General features: G+C 65.0%; 25 protein-coding genes and 1 riboswitch. Of the genes, 17 read left to right on the top strand and 8 right to left on the bottom strand.

Annotated features, from left to right (window positions below; genetic code table 11):
- Window positions 1-28 precede the first annotated feature (28 nt).
- Together L1787_RS08460 and L1787_RS08455 are read right to left on the bottom strand one after the other, a co-directional pair.
- Window positions 29-1306 carry a TRAP transporter large permease gene (locus L1787_RS08460; protein WP_235708304.1) on the bottom strand — a complete coding sequence of 426 codons (1278 nt, stop codon included), beginning with the start codon at window positions 1304-1306 and terminating at the stop codon, window positions 29-31.
- A gap of 6 nt (window positions 1307-1312) precedes the next feature.
- Window positions 1313-1858, bottom strand: a complete 546-nt coding sequence (locus L1787_RS08455; protein WP_235708303.1) for a TRAP transporter small permease — start codon at window positions 1856-1858, stop codon at window positions 1313-1315.
- A gap of 140 nt (window positions 1859-1998) precedes the next feature.
- Between L1787_RS08455 and L1787_RS08450 the strand changes: the two genes are divergently transcribed.
- The 3 genes from L1787_RS08450 to L1787_RS08440 all read left to right on the top strand — a co-directional run bounded on the left by L1787_RS08450 (window position 1999) and on the right by L1787_RS08440 (window position 4272).
- On the top strand, window positions 1999-3057 hold the full coding sequence (locus tag L1787_RS08450; protein WP_235708302.1) for an Ldh family oxidoreductase: 1059 nt from the start codon (window positions 1999-2001) through the stop codon (window positions 3055-3057).
- Between the two features lie 22 nt (window positions 3058-3079).
- Complete coding sequence (locus L1787_RS08445; RefSeq protein ID WP_235708298.1) at window positions 3080-3754, top strand: GntR family transcriptional regulator; 675 nt, start codon at window positions 3080-3082, stop codon at window positions 3752-3754.
- 245 nt (window positions 3755-3999) lie between these two features.
- Window positions 4000-4272 (top strand): hypothetical protein, encoded by a 273-nt coding sequence (locus L1787_RS08440; RefSeq protein WP_235708297.1) that lies wholly within the window; start codon window positions 4000-4002, stop codon window positions 4270-4272.
- A gap of 131 nt (window positions 4273-4403) precedes the next feature.
- Here the strand turns inward: L1787_RS08440 and metE are convergent, their stop codons facing one another.
- Window positions 4404-6713 (bottom strand): 5-methyltetrahydropteroyltriglutamate--homocysteine S-methyltransferase, encoded by a 2310-nt coding sequence (gene metE, locus L1787_RS08435; RefSeq protein ID WP_235708709.1) that lies wholly within the window; start codon window positions 6711-6713, stop codon window positions 4404-4406.
- 104 nt (window positions 6714-6817) lie between these two features.
- Window positions 6818-7026: riboswitch (cobalamin riboswitch) on the bottom strand.
- A 216-nt stretch (window positions 7027-7242) separates the two neighbouring features.
- On the opposite strand from metE, the gene L1787_RS08430 reads away from it, so the two are divergent.
- On the top strand, window positions 7243-8409 hold the full coding sequence (locus L1787_RS08430; RefSeq protein WP_235708295.1) for a BaiN/RdsA family NAD(P)/FAD-dependent oxidoreductase: 1167 nt from the start codon (window positions 7243-7245) through the stop codon (window positions 8407-8409).
- A 132-nt stretch (window positions 8410-8541) separates the two neighbouring features.
- The gene (locus L1787_RS08425) at window positions 8542-9582 is read left to right on the top strand and encodes a LacI family DNA-binding transcriptional regulator (protein ID WP_235708293.1); all 1041 of its coding nucleotides are present in this window, start codon (window positions 8542-8544) and stop codon (window positions 9580-9582) included.
- Between the two features lie 4 nt (window positions 9583-9586).
- On the opposite strand, the gene L1787_RS08420 is transcribed toward L1787_RS08425, so the two are convergent.
- Window positions 9587-10693: an isocitrate/isopropylmalate dehydrogenase family protein gene (locus tag L1787_RS08420; protein WP_235708290.1), complete on the bottom strand. Its 1107-nt coding sequence runs from the start codon at window positions 10691-10693 to the stop codon at window positions 9587-9589.
- Between the two features lie 158 nt (window positions 10694-10851).
- On the opposite strand from L1787_RS08420, the gene L1787_RS08415 reads away from it, so the two are divergent.
- The 6 genes from L1787_RS08415 (at window position 10852) to L1787_RS08390 (ending at window position 15787) form a co-directional block, all read left to right on the top strand.
- A complete protein-coding gene (locus L1787_RS08415) occupies window positions 10852-11835 on the top strand; it encodes a TRAP transporter substrate-binding protein (RefSeq protein ID WP_235708288.1) in 984 nt (327 codons plus the stop codon).
- A gap of 75 nt (window positions 11836-11910) precedes the next feature.
- Window positions 11911-12375 (top strand): TRAP transporter small permease, encoded by a 465-nt coding sequence (locus tag L1787_RS08410; RefSeq protein ID WP_235708286.1) that lies wholly within the window; start codon window positions 11911-11913, stop codon window positions 12373-12375.
- Entirely contained in the window at window positions 12375-13652 is a 1278-nt protein-coding gene (locus tag L1787_RS08405) for a TRAP transporter large permease (RefSeq protein ID WP_235708285.1), read from the top strand. Before L1787_RS08410 ends, L1787_RS08405 begins: the two co-directional genes overlap by 1 nt.
- Before the next feature lie 13 nt (window positions 13653-13665).
- The gene (locus L1787_RS08400; protein ID WP_235708283.1) at window positions 13666-14778 is read left to right on the top strand and encodes an Ldh family oxidoreductase; all 1113 of its coding nucleotides are present in this window, start codon (window positions 13666-13668) and stop codon (window positions 14776-14778) included.
- Window positions 14778-15470, top strand: coding sequence for an RraA family protein (locus L1787_RS08395; RefSeq protein WP_235708281.1), 693 nt, complete (start codon window positions 14778-14780; stop codon window positions 15468-15470). The genes L1787_RS08400 and L1787_RS08395 overlap by 1 nt, the downstream gene beginning before the upstream one ends.
- Window positions 15467-15787 (top strand): putative quinol monooxygenase, encoded by a 321-nt coding sequence (locus L1787_RS08390; protein WP_235708280.1) that lies wholly within the window; start codon window positions 15467-15469, stop codon window positions 15785-15787. The genes L1787_RS08395 and L1787_RS08390 overlap by 4 nt, the downstream gene beginning before the upstream one ends.
- Window positions 15788-15887: 100 nt before the next feature.
- Here the strand turns inward: L1787_RS08390 and L1787_RS08385 are convergent, their stop codons facing one another.
- Window positions 15888-16448, bottom strand: coding sequence for an FMN-dependent NADH-azoreductase (locus L1787_RS08385; protein ID WP_235708278.1), 561 nt, complete (start codon window positions 16446-16448; stop codon window positions 15888-15890).
- 96 nt (window positions 16449-16544) lie between these two features.
- On the opposite strand from L1787_RS08385, the gene L1787_RS08380 reads away from it, so the two are divergent.
- The 6 genes from L1787_RS08380 (at window position 16545) to L1787_RS08355 (ending at window position 22125) form a co-directional block, all read left to right on the top strand.
- Window positions 16545-16919, top strand: coding sequence for a winged helix-turn-helix transcriptional regulator (locus L1787_RS08380; protein WP_235708276.1), 375 nt, complete (start codon window positions 16545-16547; stop codon window positions 16917-16919).
- 160 nt (window positions 16920-17079) lie between these two features.
- Window positions 17080-17499: a VOC family protein gene (locus L1787_RS08375; protein WP_235708272.1), complete on the top strand. Its 420-nt coding sequence runs from the start codon at window positions 17080-17082 to the stop codon at window positions 17497-17499.
- A gap of 70 nt (window positions 17500-17569) precedes the next feature.
- Complete coding sequence (locus L1787_RS08370) at window positions 17570-18877, top strand: GSCFA domain-containing protein (protein ID WP_235708270.1); 1308 nt, start codon at window positions 17570-17572, stop codon at window positions 18875-18877.
- Window positions 18874-19590 (top strand): hypothetical protein, encoded by a 717-nt coding sequence (locus L1787_RS08365; RefSeq protein WP_235708269.1) that lies wholly within the window; start codon window positions 18874-18876, stop codon window positions 19588-19590. Before L1787_RS08370 ends, L1787_RS08365 begins: the two co-directional genes overlap by 4 nt.
- 1401 nt (window positions 19591-20991) lie before the next feature.
- Entirely contained in the window at window positions 20992-21861 is an 870-nt protein-coding gene (locus tag L1787_RS08360; RefSeq protein WP_235708268.1) for a leucine-rich repeat domain-containing protein, read from the top strand.
- Between the two features lie 3 nt (window positions 21862-21864).
- Entirely contained in the window at window positions 21865-22125 is a 261-nt protein-coding gene (locus tag L1787_RS08355) for a DUF5076 domain-containing protein (RefSeq protein ID WP_235708266.1), read from the top strand.
- A 76-nt stretch (window positions 22126-22201) separates the two neighbouring features.
- Here the strand turns inward: L1787_RS08355 and L1787_RS25670 are convergent, their stop codons facing one another.
- The 3 genes from L1787_RS25670 to L1787_RS08340 all read right to left on the bottom strand — a co-directional run bounded on the left by L1787_RS25670 (window position 22202) and on the right by L1787_RS08340 (window position 24094).
- Window positions 22202-22570 (bottom strand): amidohydrolase family protein, encoded by a 369-nt coding sequence (locus L1787_RS25670; RefSeq protein ID WP_255720362.1) that lies wholly within the window; start codon window positions 22568-22570, stop codon window positions 22202-22204.
- Window positions 22533-22811: a hypothetical protein gene (locus L1787_RS08345; RefSeq protein WP_235708264.1), complete on the bottom strand. Its 279-nt coding sequence runs from the start codon at window positions 22809-22811 to the stop codon at window positions 22533-22535. Before L1787_RS08345 ends, L1787_RS25670 begins: the two co-directional genes overlap by 38 nt.
- Window positions 22812-22888: 77 nt before the next feature.
- The gene (locus L1787_RS08340) at window positions 22889-24094 is read right to left on the bottom strand and encodes a TIGR03032 family protein (protein ID WP_235708261.1); all 1206 of its coding nucleotides are present in this window, start codon (window positions 24092-24094) and stop codon (window positions 22889-22891) included.
- Window positions 24095-24376: the final 282 nt, after the last annotated feature.

Here is a 24376-nt window from a genome sequence, read left to right as displayed (position 1 = left end):
GGCCAGAGCGGACGCGGCGCTCTAGGCCTCAGCGGCTGAACATCAGGTTGGGCAGCCACAAAGTGAGCGCGGGCACCATCGCGACGAGGACGGCGACCAGCGCCAGCGCGATCACGAAGGGGATCGTCTCGCGCACCACCGCCCCGACATCGACCCGGGCGACCCGGCACACGATGAAGAGGCAGATCCCGATTGGCGGCGTCACGAGGCCGATCGCGAGCGTCAACACCATGACGACGCCGAGCTGGATCGGGTCGACCCCGATGACGCTGGCGAGCGGCAGCAGGAAGGGCGTCGCGATGAGAAGGCCCGGCGTCGGATTCATGAACATGCCGAGGAGCAGCATCACCGCGACAACGAGGAGCATCACGATCTCCTTCGACGACGAGAAGGAGAAGACGAACTCGATCACCTGCTGCGGAATGCGCTCGAACGTGATCGTCCAGGAGAACACCGCGACGGTCGCGACGATGAAGAGGAGGACGCCCGATTCCACCGCCGTCTCGGTGAGGATGCGCGGCAGATCCTTGAGACGGATCGTGCGGTAGGCGAAGCCCAGAATGAGGCTGTAGATCACCGCGATCACCGCGGCCTCGGTCGGCGTCGTGATGCCGAAGACGATCGCGCCGACGACGAAGATCGGCGAGAGCAGCGGGAAGAGGGCGCGCACGAAGGCCCGCCCGAGCTCGCCGAGCCGGGCCCGACGCTCGGTCGGATAGTCGCGCCGGACGGAGATCACCCACGCCGCGATGCCGAGCATCAGCGCCATCAGGATGGCGGGGATCGCCCCGGCGAGGAAGAGCTTCGCGACCGACACCGAGGCGAGGCCCGCATAGATCACGAACGGCACGCTCGGCGGAAAGATCGGCCCGATGACCGAGGATGCCGCGGTGACGGCGGCCGCGAAGGGCGCGTCGAACCCGGCTTTGCGCATCGCCCGCACCTCGATCTCGCCGAGACCGGCCGCGTCGGCGACCGCGGAGCCCGACATGCCCGAAAAGATCAGGCTCGCGAGGATGTTGACGTGGGCGAGCCCGCCTTTGATGTGGCGCACGAACGCGCCGGCGAGGTCGAAGATGCGGTCGGTGATGCGGCCGGCATTCATCAGCTTCGCGGCGAGCACGAAGCAGGGCACGGCGATCAGGATGAAGCTGTCGACGCCGGCCACCATGTGCTGCATGGCCGATTTGAGGGGCAGATTGAGGGACCAGATCATCCCGCTCGCGACGCCGAGAAGGATGAAAGCGACGGGAACGCCGATAATGGCGAAGCCGAAGATGCCGCCGAGGGCGAGGAATGCGGTCATATCGGGTCAGCCGATCGCTTTGGCCGGATCGAGAGGGTCGTCCGACACCTCTTCGGGCGTGCCGGAAATGAGGTGGCGGACGGCGCTGACCGCCTCGCTCGCATAGATGATCGCCATCAGGCCGACCGAGACCGTACCGCCGAGAAACAGAATGCCGAGCGGCACGTCGATCGCGGGAAGGCGCGAGTTCATCCCGAGGAGGACGAGCGAAATGCCGTGCCGCGTCAGGATGACGAGCAGCGCCACGATGGCGACCGATACAATCGCCCGCGAGGCGACCTGGAGCCGTTCGGGGAACTTGTTGACGAAGATGTCGACGGCGATGTGGGCCCGCTGACCGGCGCCGGCTGCAGCGCCGAGAAAGGTCGCCCAGACGAAGCAGAGCTTGGCGAGCTCCTCGGGCCAGGTGAGCGCCGCGCCGAGGCCGTAACGGGCGACGACCTGCGTGGCGAGACATCCGATCGCGATCGCGAGACTCAGCGCCGCCAATGCCGCCGTTGCTGTGATCAGCCAACGAATAGGCCACGGATGGGCATTTGCCGCTGCCGACATTCCACTCCTCCCGACGTCGCGCACCCGAATTCATGGACGCGTATTTCTGTTGTTGCGTCTTGTATGCGATCTGAAATATCTGATTGTCAATCAATATGCATGGGAGGCAAGCGATGGCCAGCGACGAAAGACATGTTGTCTTGGAAACCGCCGCTCTGGAGGATTTCTGTACGACGCTCTATCGGGCGGCCGGCGTCCCGGAGGCGGATGCCCGCCTTGCGGCCACGAGCCTCGTCGAAGCGGACTTGCGCGGCGTCTACTCGCACGGCGTGGTGCGGCTTCCGATCTATATCGAGCGGCTGACAAAGAACGCGATGAACCCCGTCGCCGCCCCGAAGGTGCAGCGCAAGACGCGCACCACGGCGGTGCTCGACGGTGACAATGGCATCGGCCACGTCGTCGGCGTGCGGGCGATGGAGCTCGCCCTCGAGATGTCGGGCGGCGAGGAATGCGCCTTCGTCGCGGTGAACAACTCGAACCATTATGGCGCGGCGGCCTATTTCGCGGAGATGGCGGCGGCGCAAGGGGCGATCGGCTTCAGCTACACGATCGGCGGCATCAACCACATGACGCCCTGGGGCGGGGCGGAGGCGATGCTCGGCAACAATCCGTTCGCCGTCGCCTTCCCGACGCCGTTCGAGTTCCCGATCGTCCTCGACATGGCGTGCAGTGTCGCGGCGCGCGGCAAGATCATCGTCGCCGCGAAGGACGGAACGCCGATCCCCGAGGACTGGGCCGTCGGTCCCGACGGCGTGCCGACCACCGATCCGGTGCGCGCGCTCCAGGGCTTCGTCCAGCCGATCGCCGGTCCCAAGGGCTACGCGCTGACGATGACCGTCGGTCTCCTCTCCTCGATGCTCTCCGGCGCCGCGTTCGGCACCGAAGTCACGCACATGTACGAGGATTTCGAGCGGCCGCAGGATATCGGCCACCTGTTCGGCGTTCTCCCGGTTTCCGCCTTCCAGGACCGCGGCGACTATGACGCCCACATCGCGAAGGCCGCGCGGGACATCAAGGGCGTGAAGCTCGCGGCGGACGCGAGCGAGATCTTCCTTCCCGGTGAGCGCGAATATTTCGCGAAGATCCGGCAGCGCCGCGAGGGCGTCGCGATCACCGCCGCCGTCCACGCCGAACTCGGCGACACGGGACGACTATTCGGGGTTGAAGTTCCGCAGCCACTGGCGCACGTCAACGCCTGAACTCGCGTCATAGGGAGACGAAATGGCCGCCCCCGAGGATAGCCCGCCATCAGCAGTTGAACGCGCGTACCGGATGCTGAAGTCGGCGATTCTCGCGAACGACCTCCAGGCGGGGCGGCCAATCAGCGACCAGAAGATCGCGGCGGAGCTCGGCGTCAGCCGCACGCCGGTGCGCGAGGCGCTGCAACTCCTGCAGCACGAGGGCTATGTCGCGATCTCCCCCCGGCGCGGCGTGCATGTCCTGCCGATCAAACTGTCGGACCTTCACGCGATCTACGAGGTGATCACGGCGCTCGAGCTCTATGCCATCCGCCTCACGGGCCTGCGCCCCGCCCTAGCCGAAGAGCTCGCCGCGATGGACGAAGCGTGCCGCCGGATGCGCGCCAGTGTCGAGAATGACATGGACGCCTGGTCGTCGGCCGACGAGGCCTTCCACCAGGCGCTGCTCGCTGCCCCCGGAAATCCGATCCTGCGCGAGCAGGGCGTTCACCATTGGCAGCGCGTGAGCCGCGCCCATCGCGTCGCCTTGCGGCTGCGCGACAAGCCGCGAAAGTCGACCGAGGCGCATTCGAAGGTGACGGCGCTGATCCTCGCCGGTCGGTCCGAGGAGGCGGTGGTGGTCCACTGCGCGCAGCGTGAACGGTCCGGCCAGGAGCTTGCCGACGCGATCACCAAAATCGGACTGACCGAACTCTAGCGCGATTCACCGTGCGGACGGGCCGCGATCGTCGCGATATCGCCAGCGGGTTGGTCGAGACGCGTGTCGCCGATACTCTGCAATTCTGAATAGACCGCAGACTATCGATCCGGCATTGGTACGATTTTGCGAAAAAAAGGTGATTAAATTTAAGCGGACCGGGATCGATTCTGTGTGCACGGCGTTGCCAGGATGCGACCCTACTGCCTCGAGGGGGGAACGAGGCGATAACTTGGAGCGAATTGATGATGAAACGTGTGTCCGCAAGCATTGCGATCCTCGCCATGTTTGCCGCGGTGCCTGCGATGGCGGCCACCGAGGAAGAGTGCGAAGCCGCAATCGCCCAGACGCAGGCCGACATGGAAAGCGATGCGGCGCTCCAGGCGAATGACGATCGCGCCAACGAGATGACGACGATGCTCGCCGAGGCGGGTGAGGCCGGTGAGCAGGGCAACTACGAAGAGTGCCTGCAGAAGGTCGAGGACACGCGCGGCGCCGCGGGTCTGCGCGTCCAATAAGCGCTTTTCCGTTGCGTATCGCCGGGGTGGGGCCAAATCGGTCCCTTCCCGGCCGCGACAAATCCGAGGCTGTGACGGCCTCGGATTTTTTTGTGCCCGGACCCCGCTGCCGAGCGTGGGCGGCGTGCGATTTATTCGGCGGCGACGATGACACGCCCTTCGTCACGCATCCGCCGCGCCGCGGCGACCATATTCAATAGCGCCCGCCGCACCTCGTCCCATTCCCGTGTTTTGAGACCGCAATCCGGGTTGACCCAGATTTGCGACGGGTCGAGCCGCTCGCTCGCCTGTTGAAGCAGCGCCACCATCTCGGGAACGCTCGGCACGCGCGGCGAATGGGTGTCGTAGACGCCGGGGCCGATCTCGTTCGGGTAGCGCGTGGCGGGGAAGGCGTCGAGAAGCTCCATTCGTGAGCGGGACGATTCGATCGCGATCACGTCGGCGTCCATCGCGCCGATCGTGTCGATGATGTCGTTGAAGGCCGCGTAGCACATGTGGGTGTGGATCTGCGTGGCATCCGACACTCCGGCGGTGGCGAGCCGGAAGCATTCGACCGCCCAGGCGAGATAGGCTGCCCGGTCCGCCTCGCGCAGCGGCACCCCCTCCCGCAAAGCCGGCTCGTCGACCTGGATCGCGGCGAGGCCGGCCGCTTCGAGGTCTTGCACCTCGTCGCGAATGGCGAGCGCGATCTGGCGGCAGACCTCCGGCCGGGGAAGGTCGTCCCGCACGAACGACCATTGCAGCATCGTCACCGGGCCGGTGAGGATCCCCTTCATCGGCCGGTCGGTGAGGCTCTGCGCATAGGACGACCACTTGACGGTCATTGGCGCCGGCCGCGCCACGTCGCCGAAGAGGATCGGCGGCCGCACGCAGCGCGAGCCATAGCTCTGCACCCAGCCGGACCGGGTGAACGCATAGCCGTCGAGGCGCTCGCCGAAATATTGCACCATATCGTTCCGCTCGAACTCGCCATGGACGAGCATGTCGAGGCCGATTTCCTCCTGCCGGCGGACGGCAACCTCGGTCTCGGCGGCGATGAACCGAGCATAGTCCTCGGCCGAGAGCATACCGTGGGCGTGCGCGGCGCGGGCCTTGCGGACGCTGCGGGTCTGCGGAAACGAGCCGATCGTCGTGGTCGGATATTGGGGGAGGGAAAGGGCGTCGCGCTGCGCCATGCGGCGTTCGGCGAAGGGGCTCGTGCGGCGCGTCATCGTGGCGTCGACGTCCTTGCTGCGCGCGCGGACGACGGGGTTGTTGACCCGCGAGGAGAGGCGCCGGCTGCGGATCGCCGCTTCGGAGGCCTCGAGCGCGTCGGCGATCGCCGTCCGCCCCTTTTCGAGGCCGGTCGCGAGCGTCGTCAACTCGTCCATCTTCTGCGCCCCGAAGGCGAGCCATTGGGCGATTTCCGGGTCGAGATCGGTCTCGAGGTCGAGGTCGAGCGGCACGTGGAGGAGCGGGCAGGACGGCGCGAGCTCGATCGACCGCCGCCCGATCAGCGGCTCGAGCTGTCCGAGAATCGCGACGAGATCGGCCCGCCAGACATTCCGTCCGTCGACGACGCCGAGCGACAGGGTGAGGTCGGACGGTGCGTCGGACAGAAGCTGCAACTGGCCAGGCGCGCGGACGAGATCGAGGTGCAGGCCGGCGACCGGCAGGCCGAGCACCAGCGCCTCGTTGTGGCCGAGACCGCCGAAATAGCTGGTCAGCATCAACTTCAGCGAGGGTGCTGCTTGGGCGAGGGCGGTGACCGACGTCTTCAGCGCCGCTTGCGTCCGCTCGTCGAGATCGAGGCCGAGGCAAGGCTCGTCGATCTGGACCCAGCTTGCGCCGGCGGCGGTGAGCTCGTGCAACACCTCTTGATAGACCGGCAGTAGGCCCGGCAACAGCGACAGCGGGTCGAACCCGTTCGCCTTGGCGAGGAGGAGATAGGTGACCGGGCCGAGAAGGACCGGCCGCGTCTCATGCCCGCGCGCCTTCGCCTCCCGATATTCCGCGACCGCCTTCGACGAGGACGGCGTGAAGAACATGCCCCGCGCGAGCTCGGGGACGATGACGTGATAGTTGGTGTCGAACCACTTCGTCATGTCCATCGCGGGCGCGCCCTTGTCGGAGCCGTTGGCCGGCCGCCCGCGTGCCATCGCGAAATAGGTCTCCGCGTCGACCTCGCCGCCGTCCCAGCCATAGCGCGCGGGAACGGCACCCACCATCACGGTGGTGTCGAGGACGTGATCATAAAGGGAGAAGTCGTTCGATGGGATTCGGCTGACGCCGCGCGCGCTCTGGCGGGCCCAGTTGGCGGCCCGAAGCTCCCGCGCGCCGGCGGTGAGGGCGGCCGCGTCCAGCGTGCCGGCCCAATGGCCTTCGAGCAGCGACTTCAATTCACGCCGCGGGCCGATCCTCGGCATCCCGAGTGTCGCGACGGGAAAGGTCGGAGAAGACATCGGCATTTGAACCCCATGATCGGGGGCAAAGGTCGAGCGGTCGCGAGCAGGCGCCGGCCGACCGGCGCGGAGCATGCAAGCGCACCACCGGGACACCCCGCCCAGCTACGTTTTCCATCGCGGCAGGTCTCCTGGCTCGCGGGTCGTTGCCGAACGTCCGGCCTTCCCGGGACATCGCCCCAGTGACACCGAATGGACGTCGGCTCGCCGCCTACAGTTGCGGGGGCAGCTCCGGCCTGGCTCCGACGGAGCGCACCGGATTCCCTCTTCGTCCCGCCCCGGAGGAGCGGAAACCACGATGGCCCGCATCATCCGGCGGAAACCGTGTTTCGTCAAGGGATATAAGCGTATCTTTATACGTTGATGGGAAATTTTCGACCGTCGATCGGTTCGCATCCTCTGGTTCTCGGCCCGTCGCCTGATATGAGAAGCCCCGCGAATGCGCCGCGCGGCGGCGTCCGCAGCAACGTCATGCACGGTGGATCGGCGGGCACGAGGCCCGGCCGCTCGCCTCATCCGAAAGGCCCGCATGGAATACGACGCGATCATTCTCGGCGCGGGCGGCGCAGGCCTCATGGCGGCGGCGACGGCGGGGCGGGCGGGCGCGCGGATCCTCGTTCTCGATCACGCCGAGACGCCGGGAAAGAAGATCCTCATCTCCGGCGGCGGTCGGTGCAATTTCACCAATATGGGCATCGCACCCGGCTGCTTCCTGTCCCAAAACCCGCACTTCGCGAAGTCGGCGCTCAGCCGGTACACTCAGTGGGATTTCCTCGATCTCGTCGAGCGCCACGGGATCGCCTGGCACGAGAAGACGCTTGGGCAACTGTTTTGCGACAGGTCGGCGCGCGAGATCGTTACGATGCTTCTCGACGAATGTCGGGCGGGCGGCGTCACGCTCCGCCTCGCGACGACGATCGGCGAGATCGGCCACGCGCACGGGCGCTTCCGGGTCGCAGGGGCCAGCGCGCCGCAGCTCGTGATCGCGACCGGCGGGCCCTCGATCCCCAAGATGGGCGCGACGGGGCGCGCCTATGAGATCGCCGACCAGTTCGGCCTTCCGGTCGTCCCGCCGCGGCCGGCGCTGGTGCCGCTGACGCTCGGGCGCGACGAGGCGATGTTTCGCGAACTGTCCGGCGTCGCCTGTCCCGTGACCGCGCGTGTCGGGCGGATCGCCTTCGACGAGGCGGCGCTCTTCACCCACAAGGGGCTCTCCGGTCCCGCGATCTTGCAGATCTCTTCCTACTGGTCGCCGGGCGAAACCGTGGCGCTCACCGTCCTGCCGGAGGCCGCGGACCGGCTTCGGGACGCAAAGCGCCAAACGCCGCGCGCCCATCTCAAGGCGGTCTTGGCCGAGCATCTGCCCAAGCGGCTCGCCGAGGCCCTCGCCACGCGGATCGGCCTCACTGCGCCGATCGGGACCATCGCCGACGCCGCGCTCGACGCGGCGGCCGAAACGCTCGAGCGTCTCACCTTCCGGCCGACCGGCACCGAGGGCTTCGCCAAGGCCGAGGTGACGGCCGGCGGCATCGACACGGCGGCGCTTTCCTCGAAGACGATGGAGGCGAAGGCCGTGCCGGGCCTCTATGCCATCGGCGAGGCGGTGGACGTGACGGGATGGCTCGGCGGATACAATTTTCAGTGGGCGTGGTCGTCCGGCGTCGCCGCGGGCCTCGCGATCGCCGCGCGGCGCTGAGGCCCGCGCGACGGCATCGGCGCGCGGCGAGGCCGATCGGATGTTGTCCACGCACGCGGCGCCAGGGGATTTTGCCCCGCGGCCGAATACGGTGAAATAGAGGCGGACAGGTTGACCGGGCCGATCGAAACGATGGCGAAGACGACACAAGAGGGAAAGTCGCGGCAGCGCACGGCCGCGGCTCAGGTCAGCATGGCCGAGGTCGCGCGCCATGCCGGCGTCTCCTCGATCACCGTCTCACGGGCGCTTCATCACCCGGACAAGGTCACCGCGAAGACGCGCGAGGCCGTCGACCGGGCGATCAACGAGCTCGGCTATGTGCCCAACCTCGTCGCCGGATCGCTCGCCTCGACGCGGACGCGAATCATCTCGGTGATCGTCCCCTACATCACCCATGGCGTCTTCGCCGATGCGCTCCAGGGCGCGGCGGACATCCTGGAAGAGGCGCATTTCTGCGTCCTTCTCGGCAACAGTCAGGGCGCGGCGGAGCGGGAGGAGAGCATCGTTCGCACCCTTCTCGGTCACCGGCCGGCCGGGGTGATCCTCCAGGGCGCGAACCACACCGCGGCGACCCGGCGGCTCCTGTCGAAGGCGCGCGTGCCGGTGGTGGAGATGGGAACGTTGCCGGCCGAGCCGATCGACATGGCGGTCGGCTATTCCAACCGCGCGGCCTCGCGGGAGATGACGCGACGCCTCCTTGCGAGCGGCCATCGCCGGATCGGCTTCGTCTGTGTGCCGCCGGAGCGCAATGACCGTGCCGCCGAGCGTCTCGCCGGCTATCGCGAGGCGCTCGCAGAGGCGGGCGTCGCCTTCGACCCGGCGCTGGTGCGCCACGCGCCGTTCTCGATCGAGGAGGGGCGCGAGGCGCTCGGCGTCTTCCTCGCCCTCGCCGAGCCGCCCGACGCTGTCTTCTGCACCTCGGACCTGTGGGCCTATGGGATGATCGCCGAGGCGACGCGCCGCGGGATCGAGGTGCCGCGCGACCTCGCCGTCGCCGGTTTCAACGATCAGAGCATGGCGGCCGAGAGTGTGCCCGGGATCACGACGATCCGCGTGCCGCGCTACGAGATCGGCCGGCGGGCGGGCGAGCAGATCCTCGCCCGTCTCGCCGGTGAGCCGACCGCCCGGATCGTCGATCTCGGTTACGAGCTCGTGGCGCGCGACAGCGCCTGACCCGTCAGGCGGCGACCTCGCCGACGAGGCCGACGAGCTCGGCCGTCATCGCCTTCGTTCCCATGTCGCCGCCGAACTCCATCGGCCGCAGGCGGTTTTGCGCGAAGCCGGTATCGATCGCCTTGTCGAGCAGGGTGGCGGCGTCGGTGAGGGCGGTGGATCCGGTCTTCTCGGCGAGATAATCGAGCATCAGCCCGCCGGAGAGGATGGCCGCCATCGGATTGGCGCGGTCCGTCCCGATGATGTCGGGCGCGGAGCCGTGGGCGGGCTGGAAGAGGCCGTGCGCGTCGCCGATCTCGGCGCAGGCGGCCATCCCCATGCCGCCGACGAGGCCGCCGCCGAGATCGGAGATGATGTCGCCGAACATGTTCTCCATCACGAGGACGTCGAACTCCCAGGGCTTGCGGACCATGTCGAGCGCGAGGGCGTCGATATAACTGTGGCCGTATTCGATATCGGGACGCTTCGCCGCCCGTTCGTCGCAAACCTTGCGGAAGAAGGCCATGGAGCGGAACACGTTCGCTTTGTCGACGCAGGTGACGCGCCCTTTGCCGCCGCGCTCCTTGCGGCGTGCCGCGAGGGCGAAGGCAAAGTCGGCGAGCCGCTCGGTCGTCGCACGTGTGATCCGCAGGACGTCCTCGACGGCGTTATCGTCGGCGACGCCCGGCCGGCCATGGGTCGCGGCCGAGTAGAAGAGGCCCTCGGTCGATTCCCTCAGAACGACGAGATCGATCGCCGCGGCCCGCGGATCGGCGAGGCGGCAGGGCGTGTTCGGATAGGCCTTGACCGGACGGACGCCGGCATAAAGGCCGAAGCGCTCCCGCAGCCGCAGATGCGGGGTGATCTCCGTTCCGTCCGGGTGACGCACATCGGGAAGACCGATCGCGCCGAGAAAGATCGCGTCCAGCTCGTCGACCGCTTTGTCGGCCTCAGGCGAAATGTCACGCCCGGTTTCGCGATAATAATTCGCCCCCGCCGCGAACGCCTCGAACTCGAGCCGATAGCCGCCGATCCGCTGCTCGACGGCGCCGAGCACGGCGATCGTGGCGTCGGTCACGTCGACCCCGATTCCGTCGCCTTTCAGCGTCGCGATGCGCAATGCGTTCAACACGTCAAACCTACTTTCATTGGGATTTCCTCAGTCCGGGACGGCACCGGGAGGCCGGCTTTGATCGGCCGGCGCTTGACAGGGGCGCCCCGCGTCCGCCTATGTTAGCGTATAACAAACCGGGCAATGCAAGACCGAATTGCCCACAAGGAGGAACCTCCATGCGTGTATCCCTACCCGTCGTCGCCGCTCTCGGCGCGATGCTCCCGGCCGTCGTCGCAGCGCCGGCGCTCGCCCAGGACATCCGCCTTCAGGCCGCCACGATCGCCCCGCCGGATAATCTCTGGTCGAAGGTCGGCGATCGGTATGCCGAGCGTGTCGCGGAGCGCACGAATGGCGAGGTCGAGATCGACATGTCCTATTCCGGTTCGCTCGGAAATGCGGGCGAGACGATCGAGGCCCTGCAGTTCGGCACCGTCGACATCGTGATCCAGGAGGTCGGCCAGCTCGACAGCTACGATCCGCTCGCCGGCCTCGGCGTCTATCCCTATCTCGTGCGCGACATCGACCATTTCCGGCAGCTCTTCGCCGATGGCGGCGTCGGCGAAGAATTCTATGACGCGATCGAGGAGCGGTCGGGCTTCAAGCTGATCGGCGCCGGCTATCGCGGTCCGCGCGAAATGGCGAGCCGCCGCGAGATCAAAACGCCCGACGACCTCGCCGGCCTCAAGATGCGCGTGCCGAACCAGCAGACCTACCGCGCGACGTGGGACATGCTCGGCGCGAGCCCGACGCCGATGCCGAGCCTCGAGGTCTACACCGCGATGCAGCAGGGCATCATCGACGCGGCGGAAAACCCGCTCGAGGCGCACCTGCGCTCCAAGTATCATGAGGCGGTTTCGTACGTGATCATGACCGATCACGTGAATCCTTATTATACGTTCATCTTCGACTCCGCGAACTTCCGCGCTCTGCCGGAAGACGTGCAAGAGATCCTGATCGAAGAAGGCAAGGCCGCCATGGAGTGGGGCACGGAACAGATCCTGGCCGCGCTGCCCGGTTACGAAGAGACCCTGAAGGAAAACGGCGTCACCATCGTCGAGCCTGACCGGGACGCCTTCCGTGCCAAGCTGGAGCCGCTGAAGGACGAGTATCCGGCCGACATGCAGGAATGGATCGAGCGCTTCCAGGCCGTCGGTCAGTAAGCCCTCAACGACATACGGTCGGCGGCGCCGCACGCGTCGCCGGCCGCTTCCTTGCGCGCGAACCGGAATGTGCTCATGTCCCGCGTCCTCAACACCCTCGAATGGGTGCTCGACAAGATTCTCCTCGTCCTCTTCGCCGTGATGGTCTTCTCGATCGTCTATCAGGTCTTCGCCCGGTACGTTCTGGAGCGGCCGACGGCCTGGTCCGAAGAGCTCGCGCGCTTCCACATGGTCGCGATCACCATGCTCGGCAGCGCCTATGTCGTCGCCCATAAGGGCCATGTCGACGTCACGCTATTCGTCGATCTGATGCCCCGCACGGTGCAGAAGATCCTCGCCGTGGTGCGCGACCTGCTGATCATCGCCATGGGCGGCATCCTCGCCTGGTACGGGGCGGGCTTCGCCGAGGTCGGCGCGCGACGCATGTCGAGCGGCCTCCATGTCCCGATGCTCTATCCGTATCTGTCCATCGGTGTCGGGGGCGGGCTGATCGCGCTCTTCGTCATCCTGCGGCGCTTTCGTGACGAGGATCCGCGCTGATGCTCATGATCCTCGCCCTCAGCCTCGTCGTCCTCATCATTATCGGGATGCCGCTCGGCTTCGCGATCATCATCTCCTCGATGGCGGCGATCTTCCTCGGCAGCGACATCAATCCGCTGATGATCCCGCAGCGTCTTTTCGCCGGGATGGATTCGTTCTCGCTGCTCGCGATCCCCTTCTTCCTCCTCGCCGGGGCGCTGATGACGGCCGGCGGGCTGTCCGATCGCATCATCGGCTTCGCGAACGCCCTCGTCGGGCGCTTTCGCGGCGGCCTCGCGATCTCCAACGTCACCGCATCGGTGTTCTTCGGCGGCATTTCCGGCTCGGCGGTGGCCGACACGAGCGCCATCGGCGGCACCTTCATCCCGGCGATGTCGCGGCTCGGCTACAAGCCGGCTTATTCGGTGGCGGTCACCGCCTGCTCGGCGCCGATGTCGCCGATGATCCCGCCGTCGATCGCGTGGATCATCTACGGCTTCCTGACCGACCAGTCGGTGCTGCGGCTCTTCCTCGCCGGCATCATTCCCGGCCTCTTCTGGGCCGGTGCGATCATCGCGGTGATCATCATCCAGGCGCGGCGCCTCGATCTGCCGACCTACAAGGCGACGACGCCGTGCGAGATCTGGGCCGCGTTCCGCCATGCGCTGACGGCTCTCATGATGCCGCTGATCATCCTCGCCGGCATCCTGCTCGGGATCTTCACCGTGACGGAAGCGTCGGCGGTGGCGGTCATCTACGCGCTCTTTGTCGGCACCGTTGTCCATCGCGAGTTGACGCCCCGCTCGATCCTGCGGGCCGTGCGCCAATCCATCGCGACGACGGCGGTGGTGATGATCATCATCGGCAGCGCCAACCTCTTCGCCTGGGTTCTCGCCTACGCGAAGGCGCCCGAGCACGTCGCGACCTGGATCACAACGATCACCGACCATCCGATCGGCTTCCTGCTTCTCGTCAACCTGATGCTGCTCGTTCTCGGCACCTTCATGGAGACCAATGCGGCGAAGGTGATGGTCGTCCCGATCCTCTTCCCGATCGCCGTCTCGCTCGGCGTCGATCCGATCCATTTCGGGGTGATCATCACGGCCAATCTCTGCCTCGGCCTGATCACGCCGCCGGTCGGCATCGTCCTCGCGCTTGCTTGCCGCATCGGCGACATCCGGCTCGACGAGGGCGTGCGCGCCGCGATGCCCTTCATCCTCGCGAGCGCGGCGGTCGTCCTCATTCTCACGCTCGTGCCGGGGCTGTCGCTCTGGCTCCCCAACCTGCTTCTCGACTGATCAAGGCGAACACATGACCGAAACCCCCAACACGATCCCGCTGCGTCTCGGCGCAGACGGCGGGGACAGCTACCGCATCGATGCGGATGCGCTCGAAGGCCTGGTGAAGGCGATGCTCGCCCGTGTCGGCGTGCCCGAGGAGGATGGCGCCATCGTCGCGGGCTCCCTCGTCGGCGCCGATGCGCGCGGCATGAACTCTCACGGGATGCTGCGCTTGCCGGTCTATATCCGGCGTCTCAAAGAGGGCGGGTTCAATCCGGTGAGCGAGGCGAAGATCGTCGCCGAAAGCCCGGCCACGCTCGTCATCGATGGGGGCGACGGGCTCGGCTCCGTCCTCACCAAGCGCGCGATGGACATGGCGATCGAGCGGGCGCGGGAGACCGGCATCGCCGCCGTCGGCATTCGCAACTCCAACCATAATGGCGAGAACGCCTATTACGTCCAGCAGGCCGTCGCCCAGGATATGATCGGCATTGCGACCACCAACGGTTCGCCGATCATGCCGGTCTGGGGCGGTAAGACGCCGCTCACCGGGCCGCTGCCGATCGCCATCGGCGTTCCGGCGGGCACGCATCGCCCGATCGTGCTCGACGCCGCGCTCGGCATGAGCTCGCGCGGCAAGATCCTCTATTATGCCGAAAAGGGGATGGAGCTGCCCGAGGGCTGGCTCGTCGACGCCGACGGCAAGCCGACCCGCGACCCCAACTGGGTGAAGAATGGCGGCTGGATCCTGCCGATCGGCGGTCACAAAGGCTTCGGGCTGATCCTCGCCTGCGAGATCCTGTCGGGTCTTCTCACCGGCGGCAATTTCGGCAAGGAGCTGACCAACCTCTATGACGATGTGAACACGCCGCAGAAAAACGGCCATTTCGTCATCGCGCTCAACATCGCGAAATTCACCGACCTCGATCACTTCAAGGGGCGGATGGACCAGTTCATCGACATGATGAAGGCCTCCGAGCTCGTCGCCGGCGCGCAAGAGATCCTGATGCCCGGCGAGATCGAGTTCCGTAAGGAAGAGGAGCAGCGGGCGAACGGCATCGTCCTCGCCAAGAACGTGCTCGACGAGGTTCTCGCCGCCGCCCGCGATCTCGGCATCACCGTTGAGACCGAGGGAGCCCACTGATGACCGACGCACTTCTGTCCCGCCTCGCCGCCCTCGAAACCGGCCAGGTCAGCGATGTCCTCGACGAGGTGGGTCTTTTCCACCATGCCATCTCGCCGTCGCTTCGGCCGCTCGCGCCCGGCAAGTTCGCCGGCCGCGCGGTCTGTGTTCGCGGCTCCGCCACGGCGGAGGCACGCCATCCGCGGCGGGCGCTCCCCGGCGACACGCTGGAACGCGTCGTCGGACCGAACACGGTGCTCTTCATCGAATCGGGGGACTTCGTGGCCGGCGCGCTGCTCGGCGGGTTCGTCGCCTATAGCCTCCAGCGTCTCGGCTGCCAGGCGATCGTCACCGACGGGGCGATCCGCGATGCGGACGAGATTCGAGGCTACGGCCTCCCGCTCATTTCGCGTGCGGTGGTGCCGGTGAACGGCAGCCGTCGCTTCGGGCTCACCGAGGCTAACGTGCCGGTCGCGATGCCGGGCACCGACGGGCGCGTTCCGATCGCCCCCGGCGACCTGATCCTCGGCGATGGTGACGGGGTGATCGTGGTCCCCGCGGCCGACGCCGAGCAGCTCGTCGCCGACAGCGAGGAGCTGGCGCGGATCGAAGGCGCGATCGGCGAGGCGATGCGGGCAGGGGGCGAGCGGCCGGACGTCTTCAAGGCGAACCCGCGTTTTGCCCATATCCGCCCGCTCGGGGGCGCCAAATGAGCTGCGTCGTCATCGTGCGCTTCGTCGTGAAGCCTGGGCGGATGGCCGACTTCCTGCCGTTGATGGAGGAAAACGCCACCCGTTCGGTGGAGGACGAAGCCGGCTGCAGCCACTTCGACGTCGTGCTTTCGCCGGCCGCGCCGGACACGGTGTGGCTCTACGAGATCTACGACGATGACGCGGCGTTCGCCGTCCACCAGAAGACGCCGCATTTCCTGTCCTTCGACAAGGCGACGGCGGAGATGGTGGCCGACAAAATGGTGGTCGTCGGGGCGCCGAGCCCCGCTTCGCCGCCGCCGTCGCGGCGCGAGGCGTAACCCGCCGCACCGCCGCGCCGGGATCGTCGATCCCCGACGGCCGGCACAGCGCTCCGAGATCGCCGCATCGCGGCCTCCCGGAGCGGCTCGGCGCACAATGTCAGGCGGCGAGCGCGTCGATCGTCTGTTCGGCCCGCGTCATCGCCGCCTCGCGCTGATCGGGGCCGATGAGCATCCCCTCGGCGATCACGAATTCCGGGCTGACGCCGATGAAGCCCAAAATGGTCCTCAGATACGTCTCGAGATGCTCGGCCGCCGCGGCCGCGCCGTCGCCATAGACCCCGCCTCGCGACAGGGCGACGATGACGCGCTTGTCCCCGGCAAGCCCGACGGGGCCGGTCTCGGTGTAACGGAAGGTCTTCCCGGCGACGAGGATGCGGTCGATCCACGCCTTGAGCTGGCTCGGCACCGTGAAATTGTACATCGGCGCGCCGATCACCACGATATCGGACGCGAGGAACTCGTCGAGGACGGGGGTGCTTTCGCCCTGGGCGGGCATGTCGCGCAGCGTCAGATGGTCGAACGGTTCGGCGACGAGATCGCGATACATCACATCGATGCCGGGATTGGCCCCGACCAGACGGGCGACGACATCCGACGTGAGCTTGCGGCTCACGGACTGCTCGCCCGTGATCGCGCTGTCGATGTGCAGGAGTTTCATTCTGTGCCTCGATTACATTTTGTGCCTACCCTCGAGATGCGTTAAGACGAGAACCGCCGCAAGACGGCACATTTTTGTAACCGGAGGCAGGTTGGTGTGACCGATCAATCCCAAGCATGCGCCGATGCGTGCCTCGTGGTCAGCGACGTCCTGGCGCGCGTGGGCAGCAAATGGAGCATCATGGTGGTCGCGACGCTCGGCCGGCGGCCGCATCGTTTCAACGAGCTGAAGCGCGAGATCGAGGGGATCTCCCAGCGCATGCTGACGCTGACCGTGCGCGGTTTGGAGCGGGACGGCTTGATCGTGCGGACCGTGACGCCGACGATCCCGCCCCGCGTCGATTATGCGCTCACCGATCTCGGTCGCTCGTTGTTGGAGCCGGTCAGCGCGCTGGGCGATTGGGCCATCGCCAACCGCGCGGCGGTGGAGCGCGCCCGCCAGACCTTCGACGCCGACCTCGGACAATCTTGAACCGCAACGAGACGCACGATAAGACCGTCGCGTCAGAAAAGGAGAGGTCGGTGCGGTTGGCCCGACCCCCGCGCGTGCGGGTCCTGGCCGTCGCTGTCGACGAGCCCCTTGGCCTTGAACGCCGATGCACGTCGCATCGGTGAACGGAAGGTCTTGGACGATGCAATCGATTTCATTTGTGACGCTCGGCTCGGTGGACCTCGATCGGTCGCGCCATTTCTATACGGCCGGATTCGGCTGGCGGCCGGTGTTCGAGAACAGCGAGATCATCTTCTATCAGATGAACGGGTCGATCCTCGGCACGTTCCTCAAGGAGGCGCTCGAAGAGGACATGCAGCGCCGCGATCTGCAACAGCGCGGCGCCTTCTCCTTGGCGCACAATGTCATGGAGCGCGCTCTCGTCGTCCCGTTAATGGACCGTCTGGTCGCGGCGGGTGGCACGGTGTTGCGTCCGGCCGACGAGCCGCCGCATGGCGGTTTTCGCGGCTATGTCGCAGATCCCGACGAACATGCGTGGGAGATCGCCTGGACCCCCGGGGTCGAGATCGACGCCGCTGGAAACGCGACCTTCAACCTTTAAAGCAAAGCCGGGGCGGCGGCGCAGCCCGCCCCGCGCTCGTCGCGGGGCGCTCGATCGGGGCGGTCGCGGAGTGCGTTATGGCGCCGCGATGCGCCGAGCATGGCGCGCAGTTCCGTCATGCACTAAGACGGGAGACATGACCGAAGGTGGTCGGCCGACACGCGGGCCGGGGGCCTTCGGAGCGCATCGTGCGGCTTTCGGCGTGCGCGGTGCTGCGCTGCGAGGCGGTCCGACCGGGGCGTTCCGGCCCCTCGCGTGGATGACCGGGTCACCGGGCACCATGTATACGTCCGCTGAGTGGCGCGCAGTGGACAGAACAGAGGCAAAGACATTGCACCCTTACACCTCTCTGGACCCGAGCGCCTACTGGCGAACGGGAATTTCCGACCTCTCTCCTCTCGAACTGTCCGGCATATACCAGCCGAAATTCAATATTGATAAGTCAACCAAGATTGCTGCGGCCGGGAGTTGTTTCGCTCAGCATATCGGGAAACAGTTCAAAGGGCGCGGTTACGCCTTCCTCGACAAAGAGCAGGCCCCTCCGATGCTCAGCGCTGGCGATCGGTCGCGCTTCGGTTTCGACATTTATTCGGCCCGGTTCGGCAACATCTATTCGATGCGGCAGATGGTGCAGCTCCTCCGCCGCGCCCGGGGCGAGTTCACCCCGGCCGAACCAGCATGGCGGGACGGGGATCTCTGGTTCGACCCTCTCCGTCCGGCGATCCAGCCGGGGGGATTCACCTCGGCGGCGGAATTGGCGGCCGATATCGAATACCACCTGTCCCGTGTGCGGCTGCTCCTCGACGAGGCGGACCTCTTCGTCTTCACGTTCGGCCTCACCGAGGCCTGGATGCTGAGCGCGGATGGCACGGCGCTGCCGACATGCCCCGGCACCGTGGCCGGCGTCTTCGACGACAGCAAATACCATTTCCACAACTTCACCTTCTCCGAGGTGATGGCGGATACGTTGGCGTTCATTTCGATCTGCCGCGAGCACAACCCGAACATGACATTCCTGTTCACGGTCTCCCCGGTGCCGCTTATGGCCACCGCGTCGGGCCGGCATGTTCTGCCGTCGACCGTCTATTCGAAGTCGGTTCTTCGTGCGGTCTGCGGTGAGGTCGAGCAGAACGATCCGGCCGTCGATTATTTCCCGTCATACGAATTGATCGCCTCGCATCCGATGCGGGCCATGTTCTTTCAACCGAACCTGCGCAGTGTCTCCCCCGTCGGGGTGCGGCACGTCATGAATATCTTCTTCGACGCGCATGGCGCGGGCGACGAGGCCGAGGACCAGAGCCGCGCCGCACCGGCCCCGATTTTGGACGATATCGATCTCGTCTGCGAGGAAGAGGCGCTGGAGGCGGACGCGCAATGAAGCGAAGCTGGCTGATCGGCTCGTCCCACATCAGCGCCATCAACCGCGCGCAGAAGCAGGGGGATTTCGGCAAAGCAACGCCGGCGATCACGCTTCTGGGGGCGTCGCGCCACAGCAAGGCGCCGTTTCACCGTCTCGGCGAGGACGGCATCGCGTTCACGAACGAGAACTACCAGGATCGAGCCGCCGGGTTCTTGAAGCATTTGAAGTCTGGCAAAGTCGAAAATGTCTTCGTGCTGCTCGGCGATGTGAACAGCATCATTCTGAAGGGCTCCGCCTATTGGAAACGGCACGAGCCGTTCGCGGTGTGGCAGGCGGGAAAGGTGCCGCTCCCCAAGACGACGCTGAAGGCGATCATGGAGCGGGATACGACACCGGTTGCGCGTTTTCTGATCGATCTGAAAGAGGCCGGCGTCCGGCCGGTCTGGGTCACCTATCCGGCGATCAAGGATCATCACCCGATGTTCGTCCAAGGCACGCGGCGGGAGGTGATCAAATATCTCGACGACACGTTCATCGAATGCATGCAAGAGGCGCTGGCCCCGCACGCGATCGACACGGTCGGGCGGCCCCAGGCCTCGCTCACCGAGGGTGGCTTCCTGAAGAAGGCGTATTCACAAGACGTCTCAGCGAAGGGCAAGCGCGATTGGGTGCATGGCAACAGCCTCTATGGGCGTTTGATGCTCGACGAGATCATGAAGGTCGCCGCTTAAGTCATGAACTCATGGTCGGGGATTCCCCAAAGTCCAATGGCGTGATTCAAATTCTCAGTCGCTGTTGGGATGATCGCGGGGCGGCGGCTGCAAGAACGTTTGGCGCCAGGGGCGCAGTGAAGGGAGCCATTGAATATGGGCCTAGTATTGTCCTATCAGTGGGAGAAGCGGTCGCCTCGGTTGCCGTGGAAAAATCGCGACGAACTAAGGAGGCTCGATGCTATAAACAAGGGTGCAGCCGCCCTCCCGGCTTCGTCTTCCGTAGGTGTAGTTGGGATGACTGTAAGTAATATACACGGAAATGGAGTTGTGACAGGCGTTGCAGGGGCCGCCAGAGTAGGAGTGGCCTTATCAAGATCTGACGTCCTTGAAGGATTTCTCTCTGCTATTATCAAATACTTTGGTAGATCTGGTTTGCTTGAGGAAAACTCCACAAGTTGTGACCTTGCTATTGGGGAAAGAAATCGAGTCCTACAGATCGCAGTGAACCCTCGCGCTGGATATTGGAACGAGGCCGAATTCAACCTCCTGCGGAAGAATCTGTTTCACCTCAAGATATCATCGATGCTATCGACAGGTTCAAGTGCGGCTTATGCTGAAGTATAAAAAAGCTACGATATTTCTATCGGCTACCCTTTTTACGTTTATCCTTTTAATGATCGCTGCATATTTTAAAGTTTATGAAGGTGATTTTGAAAGGTATTGGAAAAAGATAATCAATATTCTTATATTAGTGGTTCCAGGATCGGTGTTCTGCGGAATAGTTATTGCCCTAGCTGATCCCAGTAAGCATGATGATAATAGGGGGTGAGCAATCTATGCCAGCTCCTATGTTTTTAGATCAATATACGGATCGATCGATATAGGCGTTCATCGCGAGCAACCATCTCTCGATCGAGGGGGCGCGATTGAGCGTTGCCGGCGAAACGTTAAAACGCTTGGCGACGTCGCTTAGGGTGAATGTATTCTCGGCGAGCATAGCGTGCGCCGCCTTAAGGTCCGCATCATTCAACCCCTTCGGTCGACCACCCTTACGTCCACGCGCTTTCGCGGCGTCGAGCCCGGCGCGGGCCCGCCCGATGATGCTGGATCGCTCGAACCCCGGAAGGGCGCGAAGATGGTCGCGTGGACCGCTCACCGTCAGAGTGCGAAGACCAATGCTCTGGGCCCTCGACCGGCTCCAGCCGCCTATAAGGCGCTTCATGGAGCGTGCCAGGCGGTCGAGCTTCAAAGCGAGCTTACCGAGGAGGGGCCGATAGCAAGCCTTGAACTGGTCGGTTGACCGAGCATAGGGGTGGCCATGCTGCGGAGTCATATGGCGAAAAGGCTTCAAGTTGCCCCGCGGGATGGGGGATGCGACGCTAAGCCTCCAGATTTCTGGCGAACCGGCAAAGGTCCAAGGTGAAGCCCCTGACGCAGGAATATGTCCGGTTCGAGGATGGTGAACTCGGCGCCAGAGCTATTTTGGCTGCGGCGTGGTCGTTAGAAGCGCATCAGGAGATTATGCGCGTCAGACCGGCCGAGCTGGAATTAAATACAGCTAAGGGATGGCGCGGGTGCGACATCAATTTTCTGGAAAAATACGATTGGATCCAGTCATTTGCAATAATAGATCTAAGAATTGAAGACATACGCCCTATTATCCACCTCAAAAATTTGATCGATTTAAAGATAATAACCTATTGTAAAACAAAATTAGATTTCACAAAATTTCCTCACTTGAAACGCTGTTCTCTAGAGTGGCGCGCTGGATCACAATCTCTTTTTGACTGCGTTGGCCTCACTAATCTTTTTCTGAACCGTTATAAAGGCAAAAGCAGTTCGCCCTTCACCAATTTAGAAAGCCTAGAGTCATTGGCGATTCTGAATTCCTCAATTACAGAGCTTCATGGTCTTTCCAATCTACGGCATCTTCTATCACTACGGCTTGGTAATCTAACATCACTAAAGGCGCTTGATGGGATCGAAAATCTCACTCAATTGAAGCACTTTGAAATGGAAGGTTGTCGAGCCGTCCGCTCACTTTCACCGCTATCAGATTTGACTAGTTTGATCGACTTGAATGTAAGCGATAATGGGCGGCTAGACAGCCTTTCTCCTTTGTGTGGGCTTCCGAATCTGCGAACCGTTCTGTTCTTTGGCTCGACAAACATTGTCGACGGCGATCTACGGGGCATTTTTGAGAACCGAGCCCTGTCTAAGGTATCATTCCAGAATCGCAGGCACTACTCGCACAAGCGAGAAGCTTTCGGTCACCATTTCCCGAGATAGAAAATGTCTGAACACAATCGCCTTGAAATACCGGACTCTGTCGCGGCGGATCCTAACGCCTTCGAACTTCTGAGTGTCTGGATCGCAAACAAGCAGCAGTATGCTGTTCTTCAGACCGGAGTCTGGCAAGATCCTGCTGCGTGGGGAATCATGTTGGCCGACCTGGCTAGACATGTGGCAGATGCCTACCATCATGAAGAAGGGCGTGACGTTTCGGTAACTTTGGCAAGAATCAAAGAAGGGATCGATGCGGAATGGGAATAGCCCATATAACCTGCTCAAATTCGTCAGACTACGCCTCGCTTGAGGGCGCTGGCTTGCTGCTGAGCGACCGTGGCATTCAAGCCGGAAGAAACACGCCATGGCACTGGTAGCTGTCGATCTGGTCCTCGCGCAGGAACTGGCCGTGGACCAGCGTCGGGCGGATCGGCCGGGCGCCGTATTTGGCCTGCGCCGCGCCGATGGCGGCGATCAGCATGTCGGATGCGCCTTCGCCGTTGGCGTGAGTGATGATCTGGATGTCGTGCGCATTGCACCAGTTTACCGCGTCCTCGACCTCATCCATGGTGACGGCGGCATAGCCCGCATAGCCGGCGGATAGTCGCCAACCGGCGCATAGTCGGGCCGGTCGAAGCCTTGGGGCGAGCGGTCGATGGTGAGCTTGCAGCCGCCTACGCGCACATGATCGCGATAGTGGCGCGGCCGCCAAGATCGAACGTCTCGGTCGCCGTCCCGCGATTGGTCTCCACCTCGGCGAGCGCCCCCATGGCGAGGATCCGGCAGTCCTTGACTGCCACCGCTTCCCCGGTCGGTGCCGCGTCGTCGATCGTGACGATGGGGCCGCCGGTATAGATCGTGTCGGCGTTGTACTGGGCGGCTGCCGCGCCCACACACAGCATCGAAGCCGCGAGAAGGGTGAGGATCGAAAGCCTCGTCAACGAGGTCTTCATTCGTGCCGGGCTCGGGAGAGGGCCGAGGCCATTGCCGTTCGCGGGCGGCGTTCGCGACGTGCGAGGGGAGCGGGCGCTCAGGTTGGGTCGTGCCAGCCGCGCTCGGCGAGCGGGCGATCGGGCGCCTCGATGGTGATGAAGCTCGCGAGCTCCGGGCCGAAGGTCGGCAGCGCCATCGGGCAGCGGACGCCCGGCAGGACACGCACGTCGAAGAGCTCGCGCACCGCCCCGTCAAGGCGCAGCCACTCGACGATGTCGCCGTTGCTGGTGTCGACAATCTGGACGCCGCACCACGCTTCGGTGCGCTGCGCCTCGAGCGCCTCCTGGAGAGGCAGGCCCGCGAACACCCCGTCGTGCCGCGCCAGCGAGAGGCCGACGACGGCGTGCCCGTCGTGAAACGAAAGCCCGCGCAGGAAGCCGGGGCAGAAGGCGACGCGCTCGGCTTCGCCCGACGAGGGGTCGATGCGGGTGAGGTAGCCGTTGCCCGAATCCAGCACCCAGACCGCGCCCTGATGGAGTCGCGGCGAGTGCGGCATCGACAGCCCCTCGGCGAGAATGCGGTCGGTCTCGATCTCGACGACAACGCCGCCGTCGCGCCGCTTGTCGCGCCAGCCGTCGACGACGTCGCTCGTGGAGACGGACGTCACGTAACGCGGCACGCCCTCGTGCATGGCGAGGCCGTTGAGGTGGCAGCGGTCCTCCGGCGCGAGGCGCGAGATGAACGGCGGGCGCCACACGGGCTTGAAGGAATGCACGGCGCTGTCGGTGGCGAGGCAGGAATATTTCGTGGTGATGAAGAGCAGCCGGCCGGCGCGGTCGATGCCGAGCTCGTGGGCGTCGAGGTCGGCCACGGTCTGGCCGCGGCGGGGAACGTAGAGCCGGTCGAAGTGCCCGTTGGCGCGCTGGTCGGGGGCGAGGACGTTCTCGAAGCGCCAGATCTGCGCGAGGCCCGCCAGAAGCAGGCTCTGGCTGTCGCCGGTGAGGCCCATGGCGCGAACGAAGTTGCGCTGGTGGAGGGAGAGCGCTCCGTCGGGCCGGACGCCGACGAGGAAGAACTGGCCGGTCTGGTAGGAGGTGAAGGCGAGTGAGACCTCGTGGAGTGCCAGCCACTGGGCAAGGCCGCGCGAGGCGGTGACGTTGGTGAGGAGCGGCTCCGGCGGCACCGCGTCGCCGGGCGCGTCCGCGGTGCGGTGCGGCGCCGCGTCGGGCGGAGCCTCGGCGGCGGTCCCGGCGCGGCCTTCCACCGTCTTGCGCCGCGCTTCGCCAGGTTCGCTGTCGTCCATGCCTTGCCCGGGTCCTTCATTCTCGGCGCCGTGCGGCATCGACGGGTCGCCCACGCCACCCATACCATCACCCTACGGCGCGACCATCACCTCGCGTCGCGATTAAACGCCCATTGCGGCGTGCCCGGATACCGGGTCCGGCCGTGAGCCGTCGCTCGCCCCGTGCCGCATAATCGATGTGTGCCCCAAAGTCCCCACGCGCTCGTTTTCGAGCGACTCCGCGACGGGCGGAGCCGTCGAAGCATTGATCGTCCGGCGCGTTCCTTTGCAAAAATGAAATCA

It is taken from the genome of Acuticoccus kalidii (genome assembly GCF_021556395.1).
Classification (GTDB): Bacteria; Pseudomonadota; Alphaproteobacteria; order Rhizobiales; family Amorphaceae; genus Acuticoccus; species Acuticoccus kalidii.
This window is presented reverse-complemented; position numbering and strand designations above follow the sequence as displayed.